The 18,836-nt window shown below is 64.2% G+C and carries 16 protein-coding genes; 12 read left to right on the top strand and 4 right to left on the bottom strand.

All coding sequences use genetic code 11. The features are described 5' to 3' along the window. Positions 1 to 8: 8 nt before the first annotated feature. Positions 9 to 143, bottom strand: coding sequence for a 50S ribosomal protein L34 (rpmH, locus tag BDD18_RS08355; protein ID WP_005798102.1), 135 nt, complete (start codon positions 141 to 143; stop codon positions 9 to 11). 420 nt (positions 144 to 563) lie between these two features. On the opposite strand from rpmH, the gene dnaA reads away from it, so the two are divergent. From dnaA to gyrB, 3 genes are all read left to right on the top strand, one after another. Then, positions 564 to 2,039: a chromosomal replication initiator protein DnaA gene (dnaA, locus tag BDD18_RS08350; protein WP_142082661.1), complete on the top strand. Its 1,476-nt coding sequence runs from the start codon at positions 564 to 566 to the stop codon at positions 2,037 to 2,039. Positions 2,040 to 2,181: 142 nt separating this feature from the next. Further along, on the top strand, positions 2,182 to 3,300 hold the full coding sequence (gene dnaN / locus BDD18_RS08345) for a DNA polymerase III subunit beta (RefSeq protein ID WP_142082659.1): 1,119 nt from the start codon (positions 2,182 to 2,184) through the stop codon (positions 3,298 to 3,300). 176 nt (positions 3,301 to 3,476) lie between these two features. Continuing rightward, positions 3,477 to 6,092 carry a DNA topoisomerase (ATP-hydrolyzing) subunit B gene (gyrB, locus tag BDD18_RS08340; protein WP_142082657.1) on the top strand — a complete coding sequence of 872 codons (2,616 nt, stop codon included), beginning with the start codon at positions 3,477 to 3,479 and terminating at the stop codon, positions 6,090 to 6,092. 62 nt (positions 6,093 to 6,154) lie between these two features. On the opposite strand, the gene BDD18_RS08335 is transcribed toward gyrB, so the two are convergent. Further along, positions 6,155 to 6,916 carry an NYN domain-containing protein gene (locus BDD18_RS08335; RefSeq protein WP_142082655.1) on the bottom strand — a complete coding sequence of 254 codons (762 nt, stop codon included), beginning with the start codon at positions 6,914 to 6,916 and terminating at the stop codon, positions 6,155 to 6,157. 71 nt (positions 6,917 to 6,987) lie between these two features. On the opposite strand from BDD18_RS08335, the gene BDD18_RS08330 reads away from it, so the two are divergent. From BDD18_RS08330 to BDD18_RS08300, 7 genes are all read left to right on the top strand, one after another. Continuing rightward, entirely contained in the window at positions 6,988 to 8,484 is a 1,497-nt protein-coding gene (locus BDD18_RS08330) for a DUF3375 domain-containing protein (protein ID WP_142082652.1), read from the top strand. Continuing rightward, positions 8,484 to 9,242, top strand: coding sequence for a DUF4194 domain-containing protein (locus BDD18_RS08325; protein ID WP_211360727.1), 759 nt, complete (start codon positions 8,484 to 8,486; stop codon positions 9,240 to 9,242). The genes BDD18_RS08330 and BDD18_RS08325 overlap by 1 nt, the downstream gene beginning before the upstream one ends. Continuing rightward, positions 9,239 to 12,556, top strand: coding sequence for an ATP-binding protein (locus tag BDD18_RS08320; RefSeq protein WP_066693909.1), 3,318 nt, complete (start codon positions 9,239 to 9,241; stop codon positions 12,554 to 12,556). The genes BDD18_RS08325 and BDD18_RS08320 overlap by 4 nt, the downstream gene beginning before the upstream one ends. Beyond that, positions 12,553 to 13,746: a Wadjet anti-phage system protein JetD domain-containing protein gene (locus BDD18_RS08315; RefSeq protein WP_066693905.1), complete on the top strand. Its 1,194-nt coding sequence runs from the start codon at positions 12,553 to 12,555 to the stop codon at positions 13,744 to 13,746. The genes BDD18_RS08320 and BDD18_RS08315 overlap by 4 nt, the downstream gene beginning before the upstream one ends. 93 nt (positions 13,747 to 13,839) lie before the next feature. After that, positions 13,840 to 14,241, top strand: coding sequence for a YkgJ family cysteine cluster protein (locus BDD18_RS08310; RefSeq protein ID WP_142082650.1), 402 nt, complete (start codon positions 13,840 to 13,842; stop codon positions 14,239 to 14,241). A gap of 27 nt (positions 14,242 to 14,268) precedes the next feature. Next, on the top strand, positions 14,269 to 14,511 hold the full coding sequence (locus tag BDD18_RS08305; RefSeq protein ID WP_066693893.1) for an ATP-binding protein: 243 nt from the start codon (positions 14,269 to 14,271) through the stop codon (positions 14,509 to 14,511). A 52-nt stretch (positions 14,512 to 14,563) separates the two neighbouring features. Further along, positions 14,564 to 15,001 carry an OsmC family protein gene (locus tag BDD18_RS08300; protein WP_142082648.1) on the top strand — a complete coding sequence of 146 codons (438 nt, stop codon included), beginning with the start codon at positions 14,564 to 14,566 and terminating at the stop codon, positions 14,999 to 15,001. Between the two features lie 89 nt (positions 15,002 to 15,090). Here the strand turns inward: BDD18_RS08300 and BDD18_RS08295 are convergent, their stop codons facing one another. Then, positions 15,091 to 16,170, bottom strand: coding sequence for an IS630 family transposase (locus BDD18_RS08295; RefSeq protein WP_142082646.1), 1,080 nt, complete (start codon positions 16,168 to 16,170; stop codon positions 15,091 to 15,093). A gap of 170 nt (positions 16,171 to 16,340) precedes the next feature. Between BDD18_RS08295 and BDD18_RS22745 the strand changes: the two genes are divergently transcribed. Together BDD18_RS22745 and BDD18_RS08290 are read left to right on the top strand one after the other, a co-directional pair. Further along, positions 16,341 to 16,469 carry a hypothetical protein gene (locus BDD18_RS22745; protein ID WP_276490502.1) on the top strand — a complete coding sequence of 43 codons (129 nt, stop codon included), beginning with the start codon at positions 16,341 to 16,343 and terminating at the stop codon, positions 16,467 to 16,469. Between the two features lie 213 nt (positions 16,470 to 16,682). Further along, positions 16,683 to 18,086, top strand: coding sequence for a homoserine dehydrogenase (locus BDD18_RS08290; protein ID WP_142082643.1), 1,404 nt, complete (start codon positions 16,683 to 16,685; stop codon positions 18,084 to 18,086). A gap of 114 nt (positions 18,087 to 18,200) precedes the next feature. On the opposite strand, the gene BDD18_RS08285 is transcribed toward BDD18_RS08290, so the two are convergent. After that, a complete protein-coding gene (locus BDD18_RS08285; protein WP_142082640.1) occupies positions 18,201 to 18,836 on the bottom strand; it encodes an FMN-binding negative transcriptional regulator in 636 nt (211 codons plus the stop codon).

Raw genomic sequence — 18,836 nt, 5'->3', positions numbered from 1 at the left:
GTTTGGCCTTAGACAGCCAGGCGCTTACGGCCCTTGGCGCGGCGTGCGTTGATCACAGCGCGGCCACCGCGGGTCTTCATGCGAACGAGGAAGCCGTGGGTGCGGGCGCGACGGGTCTTGGAAGGCTGGTAAGTACGTTTCATGTTGCTATTCCTTGAGGTTCAGTTCCGGACTGCTGCTCTTGAACCCCCTCAAACCCGTGCCCGGCAGCTGCGATTGCAGTGCGGTGTGCACAGACCTCTGGGGCAGAAATAACGGCGCGCCGGGTCAAATCACCCTGAACACATTCAGGGAAACCCAAAATTATCGCAGCCTCTTTGGGTTCTGGCAATGCCCCTGGCAATTTTCCTTCCCTCCAGCCATAGGGGGTCAGTGGAATTTCCATTCGATTCCCGCACTTGCTGGCCGTCGCATGAAGGCCCTTCGCGGACTCAACATGGCCCACAAAGCCCCGTAGCGCAGCCCCCAAGTCACCGCCCGGCAAATTGTGGATAACTCCTTGACAAGCTACAATCGCACCCCTCTTCCCGTTCCTCCTATCCACAATAAAAACACTTCTTGCAATGACCGAGGAACCTCACCGCAATCCCAACGCACCCTCAGGCTCAGATGCCGGACAAGGCCTGTGGCAGGCGTGCGTGGAACAGCTGGCCCAAGACCTTCCTGAGCAGCAATTCAACACCTGGATCAAGCCGCTGGTGGCCCAGGTGGCGGAAGATTTTTCCAAGGTCACCTTGCTGGTGGCCAACCGTTTCAAACTCGACTGGATCCGTGCCCAGTACGCAGGCCGCATCGCCGCATTGCTCGAAGGCTTGTATGGCCAGCCAGTCACGCTGGAGCTGGCCATTGCCCAGCGCGAAGCCGTCACCCGCACCTACGTGCGCCCGGCATCGCAGCCCCAAGACCAGCGCGCAGCACCATCCTCCAGCCAAGCCTCTGACACCACCCACGGACAAGGCGGGCAAAGCACGCCCGGGGCCAACAATGGAGGCGGCGATGACAGCAGCGCAGGCGCTTTCCGCAACCGGCTGAACCCCGCACTCACGTTTGAAACCCTGGTGGAAGGCACGGCCAACCGCATGGCGCGCTCTGCAGCAATGCACGTCGCAGGCATGCCTGGGCACCTGTACAACCCCCTGTTCATCTACGGCGGTGTGGGCCTGGGCAAGACCCACTTGGTGCACGCTGTGGGCAACCGCCTGCTGCAAGACAAGCCCGACGCCAAGATCCTCTACATCCACGCCGAACAGTTCGTGTCCGACGTGGTCAAGGCCTACCAGCGCCGCACCTTTGACGAGTTCAAAGAGCGTTACCACTCGCTCGATCTGCTGCTGATCGACGACGTGCAGTTCTTTGCCAACAAGGATCGCACGCAGGAAGAGTTCTTCAACGCCTTTGAAGCCCTGCTGGCCAAAAAGAGCCACATCGTGATGACTTCGGATACGTATCCGAAGGGCTTGGCCAACATTCACGAGCGGCTGGTGTCGCGCTTTGATTCGGGCCTGACGGTGGCGATTGAGCCGCCCGAGCTGGAAATGCGCGTGGCCATCCTGATCAACAAGGCGCGCGTTGAAGGCACGGAGATGCCCGAGGAAGTCGCCTTCTTCGTGGCCAAGAACGTGCGCTCCAACGTGCGCGAACTGGAAGGTGCGCTGCGCAAAATCCTGGCGTATTCGCGCTTCAACCAGAAGGAAATTTCGATCCAGCTGGCGCGCGAAGCGCTCAGAGATCTGCTGTCCATTCAGAACCGGCAAATTTCTGTGGAAAACATTCAAAAAACGGTGGCCGACTACTACAAGATCAAGGTCGCCGACATGTACAGCAAGAAGCGCCCGGCCAGCATTGCGCGGCCACGCCAGATTGCGATGTACCTGGCCAAGGAGCTGACGCAAAAAAGCCTTCCAGAAATTGGAGAATTGTTCGGCGGGCGCGACCACACCACCGTGTTGCATGCGGTTCGCAAGATTTCTGCGGAGCGCCAGCAGCTGACAGAGCTGAACCAGCAGCTGCATGTGCTGGAGCAGACGCTCAAAGGCTGACGCCTCCGTGCAAACCACGCCCACTACAAACACTTTGCTGCCCCTGTTCAAGGGCAAAATGGCGTGCTGTGCAGCACGGGGAGGCGCGACCGGCGCCGCTGCTGTCCAAGCACCGTCCTAAAAACCACAAGAGGTTGATGACATGATCGTCCTGAAGGCAACACAAGATAAGGTTCTCGCGGTACTCCAGTCCGTGGCGGGCATCGTGGAGCGTCGGCACACGCTGCCCATCCTGGCCAACGTGCTGATCCGCAAAACCGGCAATGCGCTGCAGCTGACCACCAGCGACCTCGAAATCCAGATCCGCACCACGGCCGAACTGGGTGGCGACACGGGCGACTTCACCACCACCGTGGGCGCACGCAAGCTCATCGACATCTTGAAGACCATGCCCGGTGACCAGACCGTCAGCCTGGAGTCGCAGCAGTCCAAACTGATCCTGAAGGGCGGCAAGAGCCGCTTCACCTTGCAAAGCCTGCCCGCCGAAGACTTCCCGCTGGTGCAGGAATCTGCCGCCTTCGGCCCCGTGTTTGCCGTGCCACAAAAGACGCTGAAGGACCTGCTGGGCCAGGTGTCGTTTGCCATGGCGGTGCAGGACATTCGCTACTACCTCAACGGCATTCTGTTTGTGGCCGAGGGCAAGACCCTGAGCCTGGTCGCCACCGACGGCCACCGCCTGGCCTTTGCCAGCGCCACGCTGGATGTGGAAGTGCCCAAGCAGGAAGTCATCCTGCCGCGCAAAACCGTGATCGAATTGCAGCGCCTGCTGAGTGATGCGGGTGGCGAGAATCAGCCGCACATCGAGATGCAGTTTGCCAACAACCAGGCCAAGTTCACCTTTGGCGGCATGGAGTTCGTGACCAAGCTGGTCGAAGGCAAGTTCCCCGACTACAACCGCGTCATCCCCAAGAACCACCAAAACAGCGTGACCCTGGGCCGCGCGCCGCTGCTGGCCAGCCTGCAGCGCACCGCCATCATGACCAGCGACAAGTTCAAGGGCGTGCGCTTGAACATCGAGCCCGGCACCCTGCGCGTGGCGTCCAACAACGCCGAGCAGGAAGAAGCGGTGGACGAGCTCGACATCGACTACGGCGGCGACACCATCGAGATCGGTTTCAACGTGACCTATCTCATCGACGCCCTGGCCAACATGGGCCAGGACATGGTCAAGATCGACCTGCAAGACGGCAACAGCTCGGCGCTGATGACCATCCCCGACAACGACACCTTCAAATACGTGGTGATGCCCATGCGCATTTGACCGGCGCGCCATGCGTGATGCGGCACCTTCGGGTGCCGTATCCCCTTTTGCAAGCCACCGAAATTGCTATTTAATTTGTAGCTGCTAGCGCTTATCCCACCTGCCCTAGAAGCTGATTTGACTCTTATTGACCAATTGCGAGACCCCCAAAGTCTCCACGGATTCCAAGGCCCACCATGACCGTTGACAACATTCCTTCCGAGCCCGAAGCCACCGGCGTCTCCGGCCATGTTGAGCCCACACTCACCAAGATCGACACCAACCAGGCAGGGGCCAGCGAGAGCTATGGCGAAGGCGCCATCACCATCCTTGAGGGCCTGGAGGCCGTGCGCAAGCGCCCCGGCATGTACATCGGCGACACGAGCGACGGCACCGGCCTGCACCACCTGGTGTTCGAGGTGGTCGACAACTCCATCGACGAAGCCCTGGCCGGCCACTGCGACGACATCGTCGTCACCATCCACACCGACAACTCCATTAGCGTGACCGACAACGGCCGTGGCATCCCCACCGGCGTGAAGATGGACGACAAGCACGAGCCCAAACGCTCGGCGGCAGAAATCGCCCTGACCGAACTGCACGCGGGCGGCAAGTTCAACCAGAACAGCTACAAGGTGTCGGGCGGCTTGCACGGCGTGGGCGTGAGCTGCGTGAACGCCCTTTCCAAATGGCTGCGCCTGACGGTGCGCCGTGAAGGCAAGGTGCACCAGCTCGAATTTGCGCGCGGCGTTGTGCAAAACCGCCTGCTCGACACCGTGGACGGCTTTGAAGTCAGCCCCATGAAGGTGACTGGCGAGACCGACAAGCGCGGCACCGAAGTGCACTTCCTGCCCGACACGGAAATCTTCAAAGAGAACAACGACTTCCACTACGAGATCCTGGCCAAGCGCCTGCGCGAACTCTCGTTTTTGAACAACGGCGTGCGCATTCGCCTCAAGGACGAGCGCAGCGGCAAGGAAGACGACTTCTCGGGCGCCGGTGGCGTGCGCGGCTTTGTCGAATTCATCAACAAGGGCAAGACCGTTCTGCACCCCACCTCGTTCTACGCCGCAGGCGAACGCCCGGCCGAGAGCTACGGCGGCATCCCCGGCACGCACATCGGCGTGGAAGTGGCCATGCAGTGGAACAGCGCCTACACCGAGCAGGTGCTGTGCTTCACCAACAACATCCCCCAGCGTGACGGCGGCACCCACCTGACAGGCCTGCGCGCCGCGATGACCCGCGTCATCAACAAGTACATCGAAGAAAACGAGCTGGCCAAGAAGGCCAAGGTCGAAGTCACCGGCGACGACATGCGCGAAGGCCTGTGCTGCGTGCTCAGCGTGAAGGTGCCCGAACCCAAGTTCAGCAGCCAGACCAAAGACAAGCTGGTGTCGAGCGAAGTGCGCGCGCCGGTCGAAGACATCGTGGGCAAGCTGCTCACCGACTACCTGCAGGAAAAGCCCAACGACGCCAAGATCATCTGCGGCAAGATCGTCGAAGCCGCCAAGGCCCGCGAAGCCGCCCGCAAGGCCCGCGAAATGACCCGCCGCAAGGGCGTGCTCGACGGCATGGGCCTGCCCGGCAAACTGGCCGACTGCCAGGAAAAAGACCCGGCGATGTGCGAGATCTACATCGTCGAGGGTGACTCCGCCGGTGGCTCTGCCAAGCAGGGCCGCGACCGCAAATTCCAGGCCATCCTGCCCCTGCGCGGCAAGATCCTGAACGTGGAAAAAGCCCGCTACGAAAAGCTGCTCACCAGCAACGAAATCCTGACTCTGATCACGGCTCTCGGCACCGGCATCGGCAAGGCCGGTGGCACGACGGGCGGCGACGACTTTGATGTGGCCAAGCTGCGCTACCACCGCATCATCATCATGACCGACGCCGACGTGGACGGCGCCCACATCCGCACCCTGCTGCTCACCTTCTTCTACCGCCAGATGCCCGAACTGGTCGAGCGCGGCCACATCTACATTGCCCAGCCACCGCTGTACAAGGTCAAGGCAGGCAAGGAAGAGCTGTACCTCAAGGACGGCCCTGCGCTCGACAGCTTCCTGCTGCGCATTGCGCTGAACCACGCCAGCGTGACCACCGGCGGCGCCAACCCACAAACGCTGACCGGCGAGACCCTGGCCGAGCTGGCGCGCAAACACCAGATCGCTGAAAGTGTCATCGCCCGCCTGGGCAACTTCATGGACGCCGAAGCCCTGCGTGCGATTGCCGACGGCGTGAGCCTCAAGCTCGACACCGTGCAAGACGCCGAAGCCAGCGCCGTGGCCCTGCAAGCCAAGCTGCGCGAGTTGAACACCACCGGCGCGCCCGCCGAAGTGGCCGGTGAATTCGACGCCCGCACCGACAAGCCCCTGCTGCGCATCAGCCGCCGCCACCACGGCAACATCAAGAGCAGCGTCATCACGCAAGACTTCGTGCACGGCGCCGACTACGCCGCCCTGGCCGAAGCCGCCGAAACCTTCCGCGGCCTGCTGGCCGAAGGCGCCAAGGTAATGCGTGGCGAAGGCGACAAGCAGAAGGAAGAAAAGGTCAGCGACTTCCGCCAGGCCATGAAGTGGCTGATCAGCGAAGCAGAACGCACCACCAGCCGCCAGCGCTACAAGGGCCTGGGCGAAATGAACCCCGAGCAGTTGTGGGAAACGACAATGGACCCCAACGTGCGCCGCCTGCTGCGCGTGCAGATCGACGATGCGATCGAGGCCGACCGCGTGTTCACGATGCTGATGGGCGATGAGGTGGAACCGCGCCGGGACTTCATTGAAACCAACGCCTTGCGCGCTGGAAACATCGACGTTTGACGAAAACGATTCACCATGAAAATCGAAAACGCCATTTTCGATTTTCATGGTTCGCGTGGCTTTTACACCGTTGGCTTCTCCGTTAGTCGGGCAGTCCAGTGCCCTCCTGTCTCTTGTTGGACCTTCAACAAGTCGTAGGTCTTGAGCATGTCGAGCAGTCCTGAGTGACCATAGCTCTTGGGAGAAAACGACGGATCCGCGCGCTTGAGGTAGGAACCCAACCCTCCTACGCTCACGTTGCCTTCGGGGGTGTCTGCTGCCAAGAGCGTGACTGCTTCCACAATGAACTTGGGGCGCAGCTTGGGGGCTGGCTTGACTAGCTCAGCCTTGCTGGGTTGCTTGAGCGCGACAGACTCTGCTGCCGTAAGCTCGGATTCCGGCGCAGGTTTCACCCATTCAAAGAACTGGTCGCTCGCGTTGCGCAGCGCATCGGGCGACTTGGCCTCACCCACGATATGCACCGTCGCGCCCCGTTCTCGCAACTTGCGGCACAGATAGGCAAAATCAGAGTCGCTGGTGACGATGCAGAACGTCGTCGCGCGGCCGTCGAACAGCGCTTCCATGGCATCCAGCGCCAAAGCAAGGTCGGACGTGTTTTTTCCCGCCGCGTACTGGTACTGCAGGCATGGAGTGAACGCCAGGCGCACCAGCGCTTCCTGCCACTTGTTGGCCAACGTACTATGGTTGCCATAGCCCCTGCGCAGAACTACACGACCAAACTGCGCCACAACGCGCAGCGCGTACTCCAAAATCTCAGGGCTGGTGTTGTCGCAGTCCACCAGCACTGCGACACGCGACTCCGCATCGCCCATGTGATTTGCCATCGTGTGTGTCCTCCCGTGTGAAAAGTGTTGAATACTTGGCGCAAACCATTGGAACATCTCCGGCTTCGCATATGCCAACCCTCAACCAGCAGCGCACCCACCAATACATCGCCGCCCGCCAGCAGCACCCGGCGTGGCTGCTGCTGGCCTCGCGGCGGGCGCCGCTGGTGCTCAGTTGCCTGGACGCGCTGTTTGAGCACCAGCGCGATGGCGTACCGTTCGATGCTGCCGTGCAGGCATTGGCGGAGATGTTGGCGATGCATGCCAATGAGGTGGACTTTGAAATCGACAGCGACGACACCCTGAGCCAGGCCCGGCGCGAGGTGCGCGAGTGGATACGGCGCGGGCTGGTGGTAGAGCGTGAGGGGCGGGTGTTTGAGACCGATGCGCTGAAAACCGCTCTGCGCTTCATTGCGCAGCTCGATGGGCGGATGATGACCTCCACCGCATCGCGCCTGGCCGTGGTGCAGCGCGAAATCGACAACCTGGCCGCCGCGCTCAACCCCGACCCGCAAAGCCGCACCGAGCATCTGCAGCGCCGCATGGCCGATTTGCAGCAGCAGCTCGATGATGTGCAGGCGGGGCGCATCGCAGAGCTGACACCCGAGCAGGCCGTGGAAGGCATTCGCGAGGTGTATGCACTCTCCGTCAGCCTTCGCGCCGACTTTCGCCGGGTGGAGGATTCATGGCGCGAGGCCGACCGTGCGCTGCGCGAGGCCATCATCAGCGCCCGCCACCACCGGGGCGCGGTGATGGACCAGCTGCTCGACGGCCACGCCAACTTGCTCAACACGCAAGAGGGCCGCGTGTTCGACAGCTTTCACCAGCAACTGTCCCAGCAAACCGAGCTGACCGAGATGCGCCAACGCATTCGCCAAATTTTGGCGCACCCGGCTGCGGGCAAGGCGCTCGATGGCCTGCAGCACAGTACGCTGCGCCTGCTGGTGCAGCAGCTCATCAAAGAAGCCAAGGTGGTGCAGGCCGTGCGGGCGCGCAGCGAGCGCGAAGTCAGCCAGTTCATGAAAACCGGCCAGGCGGCCGAGAACCAGCGCGTGGGCCAGTTGCTCAACGACGTGCTGGAGCAGGCCCTGCGCATCGACTGGCAGCGCCAGGCCGTGCGCCGCCAAAGCGCGCCGCTGCCGCCGCTGGGCGTGGCAATGGGCAGCGTGCCGCTGGTGGAACGGCTGCGTATCAAATCACTCGACGGCGGCGAGCAGGCAGAACTGCTGCTGACCACGGCCTACGCCGACCTGGGCCAGATGGACAACGAGTTTTGGCAGGCCTTTGAAGGACTGGACCGCGACGCGCTGGTGCAACGCACCTTGCAAACGCTGGCAGACCGTGGCCAGCCCATGTCGCTGGCGGAGCTGGCCGCCGCACTGCCACCGGGCGAGCACGACCTGGAGACCTTTGCGCTGTGGCTGGCCATGGCACGGGAGGCCGGGGTGGAGCTGCAACCGGGCGAGGAGCACATCGACACAGAAGACGGCAGCCAGCACTGGCGCTTTACCGTGCCGCGCGTGGCGCTGGATGGCGCGCAACTGGCGCAAAGAGAGTGGGAGCTGTGATGCAGCAGGAGCCGGATATTTTTGACCGCATGGCCGCACAGGGTGCGGGTGCGCAAGCAGAACAATCGCTATCAAAAGAAGAGCTGCCTGCGCTTGTTGAAAGCCGCATTGCAGCACATAGCATTTCAAGAACACCGCCCAACGCGCGCCAGGCGCTACAGTTTTTGCTAGCGCACGGCTGGCTCGAATCTGCGACCAAGCCGAAGCTGTTTAACCTGATTGCGGCGCAAACCACACTGCTCGATGCGCTGCTGGAGCCGCTGGACCTGCGCGTAGTGGTGGACGATGTGCGCGGCCTGGCCTTTCTGGCCGTGGTGCCCGACTACGCGGGCGACGACACCGACGAGAGCGAGCAGGACGACTGGACGCACCCGCTGATGAAGCGCCAGCGGCTGACGCTGGAGCAATCGCTGCTGCTGGCCCTGTTGCGGCGCGAGTTTTTGCAGCGCGAGCAAGAAAGCGGCACCGGCGCGGTGGTGCGCGTCACGGTGGATAGCCTGCTGCCGCAGCTCGAAACCTACCTGGGTAGCACGGGCAGCGACATGCAAGAGCGCAAGCGCCTGACCCAGCTGCTGGAGAACCTGCGCACACACGGCATGGTGAGCGAGGTGGATGCGCAAGACTGCATCACCATCCGCCCGATGATCGTGCACCTGCTCAACCCCGAGAACCTGCAAACGCTGCTGCTGCGCCTGCGTGCGCTGGCCGAACAGGGCGGTGCCCAGGGCAGCGCAGGCAACGCAGAAGGCACACCATGAGCGCCAACGCCTCCTTCATACTGCAAGAGCTGCACCTGTACCACTGGGGCGCGTTTGCAGGCCGCCACCAGGTGGCCATTGACCCCGGCAACAGCGCCATCATCGGCCCCACGGGCAGCGGCAAGACCACGCTGGTCGATGCGCTGATGACGCTGCTGTGCGCCAGCCCGCGCTACAACCTGGCTTCGACCGGCGGGCACGAGAGCGACCGCGATCTGGTGAGCTATGTGCGCGGTGCCAGCGGCCAGGGCAACGACAGCGGCGACCACATTGCACGCGCCGGGCGCTGCACCACAGGCGTGGCCGCCAGGCTGGTGCGCCAGGGTGCGGCGGGCCAAGAGACGGTGTGGCTGGGCGCGCTGCTGTGGTTTGACGGCAGCAGCCAGTCGGCCAGCGACATGCAAAAGCGCTGGTTCTTTGCGCAAGGCGCGCAGCACAGCCTGGACCTGTGGCTGGAAGAGCAGCACAGCGGCGGTGCCAAGGCCCTGACGCGGCTGGCCAAAGACAGCGACGGCCTGCAGATGTTCAGCAGCAAGGCACCCTACCTGGCCAAGCTGCACAGCTTTTTTGAAGTGGGCCCCAACGCCTTCACGCTGCTCAACCGGGCGGCGGGCCTCAAGCAGCTCAACAGCATCGACGAAATTTTTCGCGAGCTGGTGCTGGACGACCACTCGGCCTTTGACGATGCGCAGAAGGTGGTCGATGGCTTTGCCGAGCTGGCCTCCATCCACGCCGACCTGGAACTGGCCAATGCGCAGTATGTGTCGCTGCTGCCGCTGCGCGATCTGGCCACGCGCGAGCAGCAGCAGGCCCAGCACCTGGCGCACCTGCAGGCGCTGCAGCAGCAGCTACCGCACTGGTTTGCAGCGCAGGGCGTGCAATGGTGGGGCCAGCGCGTGGCACAGTTGCAGGCACAGATGGCGCAGCGCGATGCACTGTTGCAAGCCGCGCAGCAGCATGTGGATACCGCACGCAAGCACGAGCAGGACTTGCATGGCCTCTACCTGCAAGCCGGTGGCGCCAACATCGATGTGCTGCGCGAGAACATGGACCACGCCCGCCAAGCGCTGGCCCGCATCGAAGGCCATCTGGCCCAGTACCAAGCGCTGGTGCGCAACCTCGGGCTGGGTGACAACGCCAGTGCCAACGACCTCGCCCACCACCAGGCCCAAGCCCAGGCGGCGATGGCGCACATCGACGCACGCCAGGCCGAGCTGCAGGCCAGCGCCGAACACGCCATCGCCCAGGCCCACAACGCCCACACCCGCCTGCGCGAGACCCAGGCCGAATACGAGGCCGTGCGCCAGCGCCCTGGCTCCAACTTGCCGATGGAGTTCCAGCGCTTTCGCGCCGAGCTGGCCGAGCACCTGGGCTTGCCCGAAACCGACCTGCCCTTTGCTGCCGAGCTGGTGGAAGTGCGCCAGGCCGAACAAGCGTGGCGCGGCGCCATCGAGCGCGCACTGGGCAGCCACCGCCTGCGCATTTTGGTGCCGCAGGCGGCAATGCACACCGCGCTGCAATGGGTGAACCAGCGGCACAACCGCTTGCATGTGCGCCTGCTGGAAGTGCGCGATGCCACGCCCGCAGCGTTCATGCCCGACGGCTTTGCGCGCAAGCTCAACCTCAAGCCCGCTACCCCCGCCGCGCACCTGAACACGCTGCGCCACCTGCTGCACGGCCTGGACCGCCACTGCGTGCCCGATGTGCAAACGCTGGAGCGCACACCCCACGCCATGACGGCGCAGGGCCTGATGTCCAGCCAATCGGGCCACTTCGACAAGCAGGACCAAAAGCGGCTGGACCAGGACTGGATGACGGGGTTTGACAACCGCGACCGGCTCGCGCATTTGCTACAACAAAGAGAGCAGCTTGCGCTGGAATATCAAGCGCTAGAGGCCCAAAAGACCCAAACCCTGAACGCCCAGCGCCAGGCGCACGAACAACGCCAACTGTGGGCCGCCCTGCAAGCGCTGCAGCACGACGACCTGGACACGGCGGCGGCCGAGGCACAGTGGCAGCACAAAGCGCAGCAACTGCAGGCGCTGCTGCACCCCGGCTCAGACACCGCGCAGGCCAAACACCGCTGGGACGCAGCGCAAGCGCACACCCGCGCGGCAGAGGAGCAACTGCGCGAACTGCAAACAGCCCAAACGCAAGACGACACCTTGCGGGCCGCCGCGCAAAAGAAGCACAGCGCCTACCAGGCACGCAGCGCTGGCGGGGCCGTGGTGGCGGCGGACTTGGCCGCAGACTTTGCGGCGAATCTGGCCCGCGCCGGGCACCGCCTGCCCGCGCTGGATGGCGACAACCTCGAAACCCAGGAGCGCGACGCCAGCGCCACCGTGCAAGCCAAAGCCGCCGAGGCCAGCAAAAAGCTGAACACCCTGCACACCGACATCGTGCGCCAAATGGGCAAAGCCAAGCACGAAGACCGGGGCGCACTGGCCGACCATGGGCCAGAGGTGGAGGCGCTGCCCCACTACCTGCAGCGCCTGCAAGCGCTGGAAGAAGAAGCCCTGCCGCACAAGCGCCAGCGGTTTCAGGAATACCTCAACAACACCTCGCAGCAGGGCGTGGACACCCTGCTCAACGGCATCGCCGCGCAGGTGACCGACATTGAAGAGCGCATTGCCCAGCTCAACGAAACGCTGCAGCGCGTGGACTTTCAGCCCGGCCGGTATTTGCAGCTAGAGCCCCGCGCCGTCGTCCACCAAAGCCTGCAAGAGCTCAACCGTGCCCAGGCCCAGCTGCGCACCGAAAGCCTGCGCGACGATGGCGGCCAAAGCCACTACCGGGCGCTGCGCGCCATCGTGGAGATGCTGCAAACCCACGCCAGCAACCGCCGCAGCAAGGCCGCGCAAGCGCTGCTGGACGCCCGCTACCGCCTGCAATTTGCCGTGCTGGTGCTCGACCGGGCCAGCGGCCAGATGCTGGAGCGGCGCACCGGATCGCAAGGCGGCAGCGGGGGCGAGAAAGAAATCATCGCCAGCTACGTGCTCACCGCCTCGCTGAGCTACGCGCTGTGCCCCAGCGGCGCCAGCCGCCCGGTGTTTGGCACCATCGTGCTGGACGAAGCGTTTTCCAAAAGCTCGCAGGCCGTGGCAGCGCGCATCATCCAGGCGCTGCGCGAGTTTGGCCTGCACGCGCTGTTCGTCACCCCCAACAAAGAAGTGCGCCTGCTGCGCAACCACACGCGCAGCGCCGTGGTGGTGCACCGGCGCGGCGCACAGGCCACGCTGGCATCGCTGCGCTGGGAGGAGATTGACGCCTTTCGCCGCAGCGCGCAAAGCACTTCCTCTGGCAATGCGGCATGAAGTCGCCACAAGTCCTGGCCGCCAAACTGGCCCAGCAATGGCACAGCGCCGACTGGCGTGAGCGCCAGCTATTGGGCGGTGGCACGGCATGGCCGCTGACCCTGCCCATCGGCCAGCCCGACACGGCCGTTTTTTTGAACGACGCCGCCGCGCTGCGCAGCCATTTGCAGCAGTGGCGGGCGGTAGAGCAGGACGGCCTGGGCCATGTGCAATGGCAAGAGCGGCGCTACCGGGGCAGCAGCGACGCCATTGCCGTGCCCACCCACTGGCAACTGGCCAAACCCTCGCAGTGCATCGCCGCCATCCGCCACTTCAAGGTGCTGGGGCATGCGCAAGTCCACAGCGACTACGCCCGGCTCAGCACCCTCATCGCCGGGGTAGAGCGCCCCGGCTTTCAGCGCCTGCTGGTGCGCCGCCTGGTGCAGTGGCGCGATGTGCCCGTCGATGCGGTCATGGCCGCAGCGCACATGGCCCTGCAACTGGAGCCCGGCTGCGCCCAAGGCAAACCCCTGCGCGCACTGGCGGTGCAGGGCAATGACACCAAGTTTTTTGAACGCCACGCCAGCCTGCTCACCGCCCTGCTGGACGAGCGCTTTGACGGCGAAGCCAGCCGCCAGGGGCTGGTGGGCTTTTTGGGCGCGCTGCCCGAAGACGACCACTGGCTGCTCATCGCCCCGCTGGCCCCCGGCCTGCTGCCCTTTGCGCAAATGCGCGTGCGCGCCAGCGAGCTGCTCACCACGCCACTGCCCGGCAGCCGCATCCTGCTGGTAGAAAACGAACGCTGCCTGCACCAACTGCCCGCGCCAGTGCAGGACACGATCGCCGTGTTGGGCGCGGGCCTGAACCTGGGCTGGCTGGCCGCACCCTGGCTGCAAGAGCGCAGCGTGGCTTATTGGGGCGACTTGGACACCTGGGGTTTGCGCATGCTGGCCACGGCCCGCCACCACCTGCCACACCTGCACGCGCTGCTGATGGATCGCGCCACCTTTAGCGCCCACCAACACCTGGCAGTGGCCGAACCGGTGCACGCCCCCGAGCCCATTTCAGGCGCACAGACGCCCGAAGAAGCCGCACTGCAAGCGCACCTGCGCGCGCAAGCCAGAGGACGGCTGGAGCAGGAGTTCTTGCCCACAGACACCGTACACCGCGCTGTGCGAACCTGGGTGAATGACAATGATGGGCAGGCCTGAGGACCTGTTCAAGTGCTGCGCAAGGCTTCGACAAGCTCAGCCCGAACGGATATTTGAGTTCCAAGAGACCCAACAGATAGCCCCATCACCCCTATGCGCTCCCCCATCGCCATCGTTGACGTTGACCGCCTGGACACCTGGTCCCGCTACCGCGCGGGGCTGTGCGAGACCTGCGCGGCCAACTGCTGCACGATGCCGCTGGAGGTGCAGCTGTCAGACCTGGTACGGCTGGGGCTGGTGGATGCGTTTGAGGCCGAGCACGAGGAGCCCCGACACATTGCCAAGCGGCTGCAAAAGGCGCGGCTGATTGACCACTTCAACCACAAGAACGTGATCTTCACCATGGCGCGGCGGGGCAGTGGGGATTGCAACTTTCTCGACCCCAAAACGCGGCTGTGCACGGTGTATGACCAGCGGCCGGAGACTTGCCGCCTGCATCCGCAGAAGAAGAGCCCCAAGCCGGGTTACTGCGCGTATGGGCGGCGCGGGGGCTGAGGTAATCCTCGGCACACCGCCACGGCCATGAAGGCAGTCGCCCTGCCGGTGATTGACCCGGCCCGGTGCACGGGCTGCGGCTGGTGCGTGGCGGTGTGCCCGCCGCATGTGCTGTCGCTGCAGGTGCTGGGGGACAGCCGCTGGGGGCCAAAGCGGTCGGTGCTGGACGATGCGCAGGGCTGCACGGGCTGTGCGCTGTGTGCGGTGCGCTGCCCTTTTGATGCGATTGCGATGCGGCGTTGTCCCACAGCCAAGCCAGCGCAGCCGTGATGAGATGGGGCCTTTGGGAGCCCCAGGGCTCGAGCACACCAAGGAGTTCACCATGTCTGAGAAGAAAGCCAGCGTTCACTGGGAAGGGGCCGGCAAGGCAGGCCAGGGCCAGATCAGCACCGAGACGGGCGCGCTGGACCGCTACCCCTACGGCTTTGCCAGCCGGTTTGGCGACGACCGCAAGGGCACCAACCCCGAAGAGATTCTGGGCGCGGCCCATGCGGCCTGTTTCACGATGGCGTTTTCATTCGCGGCCGAGAAGGCGGGCGTGGCCACCGAATCTGTGGACACCACCGCCAGCGTGCGCTTGAGCAAGGACGGCGACGGGTTTGTGATTGACCGCATTGCGCTCACGCTGAAGGCCAAGGTGCCGGGCCTGGACGACGCGGCCTTTCAAAAACTGGCGGCCGATACCAAGGCCCATTGCCCTTTGTCGAAAGCGCTGGCCGCGGTGCCAGAGATCACGCTGGAAGCACAACGGGTGCCCTGAACGGGCCCGGGCCACAGCGGCTTCAAGCAAAAACAGGCACTGGGGCCCGTACAGCAAGCGCCGCTAGTGTGGTGTCTCAAAAGTAAGCATCAAATAATAGAGCTAGCTGCCCGCGCCACAGATGCCAAGATGGTGTCCGCACTTTTATGCCACACGAACGGCTTGGGATCCTCGTTGTGACGATCAATGTATTCCCGTATGGATTGCTCCAGCTGAGCAACGCTGGTGTGGGCGCTGCGCTTGATCCACTGCTCGCTGATCTGGCTAAAGAAACGCTCGACCAGATTGAGCCAGGACGCTGAGGTGGGCGTGAAGTGAACGTGGTAGCGAGGATGGGCTGCTAGCCAGGCCCGCACTGCCTGCGTCTTGTGCGTGCCGTAGTTGTCCATGATCAGGTGGATGTCTTGTTCGCCAGGCACCGCTGCATCGATGGCTTTGAGGAACTGCAGGAATTCCACACTGCGGTGACGGCGCTTGAGCTGTCCTATGACTTTGCCAGTGGCCACATCCAGCGCTGCAAACAGCGACGTTGTGCCATGGCGCTTGTAATCGTGCGTGCGCATGCTGGGTTTGCCAAACGTCAGTGGTAACCCTGGTTGGGTGCGATCCAGAGCCTGGATCTGGCTCTTCTCGTCCACGCACAGCACCAAGGCGCGATCGGGTGGTGCCATATACAGCCCCACCACATCCCGTACCTTGTCCACGAAATGGGGATCCGTCGATAGCTTGAAGGTTTCTTGCAGGTGCGGCTTCAGCCCAAAGGCATGCCAGATGCGCTGCACCGTCGCGGGCGATACGCCAGCGTGCCGACTCATCTGGCGCACGCTCCAGTGCGTGGCGTTGTCAGGCTTGCTCTGGCGAACCTTGTCCACAATGAGCTGAACCTGCTCGTCGCCCACACTGCGCGGGCGGCCAGCGCGCGGGGCATCGGTCAAACCCGCCAGACGATACGCCCGGTAGCGCCGCCGCCACTTGGAGACAGTTTGCACCGTCGTGCCCAAGCGTTGGGCAATCATGGTGCCCGACTCCCCATCTGCGCAGCCCAGCACGATTCGCATGCGCAGCTTCTCGTCCTCGGGCGCTTTGCGTACGCGCAGTCGCGCATGCAGCTCTGCGCGCTCGGCATCGGTGATCTGCAGCTTCGTGGCGGGGCGTCCAGGGTGGGCCATCAGCGTAGTCTCCTATAAGGAAGCTGATTCGACCAACACCGGTCAAAATAGTTCTATCTATTTTTGAGACACCACACTAGCTCTTAAAACAATAGCGACGATTGCCTGCAAGCGCCCTCGCGCCGTGCGCAGGTGACGGGGCTGGGGCGGTGCGCTACACTGACCGCCTCATGTCGTTCACTCCATCTACCGTCATCGCACCTGCCGCAGCCTTTGCGTGCATGGGCATGATGCTGCCTGCGTTCACGCGGGCGATGGGTGCACGAATGATGATCACCATTACCACCGCGGCCACCTGAGCGCAGCGCAGGTGGCCGTTTCGGCAGCCACCTGGTGATCGCTCTCTCTTCCCCCACAAGACGAATGCACGAAACCCAGCTCTGGCAGCTGGGTTTTTTTATGCCTTGCGCAAAACAGGGCTGAGGCAGGCGGTTTGCCCCAGGGCAATCCGGCTGTTGCACCCGATTTGCGCAAGTCGTGTTTGTTCGTTCGTTTGATGTTTGGAGAAGCCGATGTACCGCGATCCTGTCGAGAGTCTTGAGCCCCAGTCCAGCCACGCCGCCGCGTTGGCACCCCGCCCGCTGCGCGTGGGCATGATTGGCATTGGCACCGTGGGCTCGGGCACGTTCCGCGTGCTGGCACGCAACCAGGCGGAGATTGCGGGGCGCGCGGGGCGGGGTATCAAGCTGGTGATGGTGTGCGCCCGCAGCCTGGCCCGTGCGATGCGCGTGGTGGGCAGAGATGCCGCGCTGACCAACGACCCGATGCTGGTGGCCACGCACCCCGATGTGGATGTGGTGGTGGAAGTGGCGGGCGGCACCAGCCCCGCACGCGAATGGGTGCTGGCCGCCATCCGCGCGGGCAAGCACGTGGTCACGGCCAACAAGGCACTGCTGGCCACGCACGGCAATGAAATCTTTGCCGCTGCGCGACAGCACGGTGTGGCGGTGGCGTATGAGGGCGCGGTGGCCGTGAGCATTCCCATCATCAAGGCGCTGCGCGAGGGCCTCACGGCCAACCGCATCGAGTGGGTGGCGGGCATCATCAACGGCACCACGAATTTCATCCTGAGCAAGATGCGCGAAGAGGGGCTGGGCTTTGCCGAAGCATTGGCGCAAGCGCAGGCGCTGGGCTATGCCGAAGCAGATCCGACCTTCGACATCGAAGGCATCGACGCGGCGCACAAGATCACGCTGCTGGCAGCCAATGCGTTTGGCATGCCGGTGCGTTTTGCCGATGCGCAGGTGGAGGGCATCACCCGCCTGCAGGGGCTGGACGTGGCCTGTGCTGAGCAACTGGGCTTTCGCATCAAGCTGCTGGGCGTGGCGCGCCGGCGCAAGGAGGGCGATGCCGATGGCGTGGAACTGCGCGTGCAGCCCGCGCTGGTGCCCGCCACGCATTTGCTGGCGCAGGTGAATGGCTCGATGAACGCGGTGATGGTGAAGGGCGATGCCGCTGGCGTGACGATGTTCTACGGCGCGGGCGCAGGGTCAGAGCAAACCGCATCGGCCGTGATTGCCGACCTGGTGGACGTGGCCCGGCTGCAGGGCACCACGCCCGCACAGCGCGTGCCGCACCAGGGCTTTCACGCCCACGCGGTGAATGAGCAACTGGCCGTGCTGCCACGCGCAGCCGTGCACACCCGCCACTACCTGCGCGTGCCCGTGCACACTGCGCAGCACATGGAAGAGGTGAGTGCATGGCTGGCAGCGCAGCAGGTGCCAGTGCAGCGCGTGGAACTGGCTCGCGACCAGGCGCTGCCCGCTGGCAGCGGCCCCGAGGCACAAGCGCAGGTGCTGATGCTGACCGACGCCGTGGCCCAGGCCACGGTGGACAGCGCCGTGCACGCGCTGGCCGACCACCCGGCGGTGGCCGCGCCGGTGGTGACGCTGCGGGTGGAATGGCTAGAGGGGTGAGGGCGTGGCGGCGGGGTGCCGCCGCCCTGCACCACCTTGAAGCCAAAACAGGCTCCAGCGCTTTACTATCAAGCGCTATCAGCTATTGATTCAATAGCAACTTCACCACACATCTCAGCCCATCGACAGCCCCAGCACTAGGGCAGCCATGTCTTCGGCGGCGGGGGTGCCTTCGGCCTGCAGGCCCTGCACCACGCCCGCGCGGTCTTCGTCGGTGCGGTTCTGGCTGACCTTCCATACGCCTTCCCAGCGCTGCACCTCCAGCGCCACGCCCACGATGGCGCGCTGCATTTTTTCCAGGTAATCGGGCGGGGCATCGTCCACCCGCCAGGGATGCGGGCGGTGGGCTTCTTGCGCATCGCTCAGGCGGTGCAGCATGTCACGCAAGGGGCCTTCGCCGTCCAGCACGCGCAGGGTGCCGTGGGCGTGCACGGCGGCGTAGTTCCAGGTGGGCACCTGTTTGCCGTCCACCGCCTTGGACGGGTACCACGATGGCGAGATGTACGCCTGCGGCCCATGGAAGACGGCCACGGCCTGCTGCGGCAGCAGGGGCCACACGCCATTGGCCCGCGCCACATGGCCCAGCAGCGTGCCGTGCGGGCCCTGGTGCGGGTCGAGGAACAGGGGGATGTGGTTGGCGTGCAGCGCCCCCTCGTGCGCAATGACCAGCGTGGCCAGCGGCTGCGTGCGCACCAGCGCCTGCAGGGTGGCAGGGTCCGTCACCTGAAACTGGCGGTTGGCGTTGGCCAT

Source organism: Acidovorax temperans (genome assembly GCF_006716905.1).
GTDB lineage: Bacteria > Pseudomonadota > Gammaproteobacteria > Burkholderiales > Burkholderiaceae_C > Acidovorax > Acidovorax temperans.
This window is presented reverse-complemented; position numbering and strand designations above follow the sequence as displayed.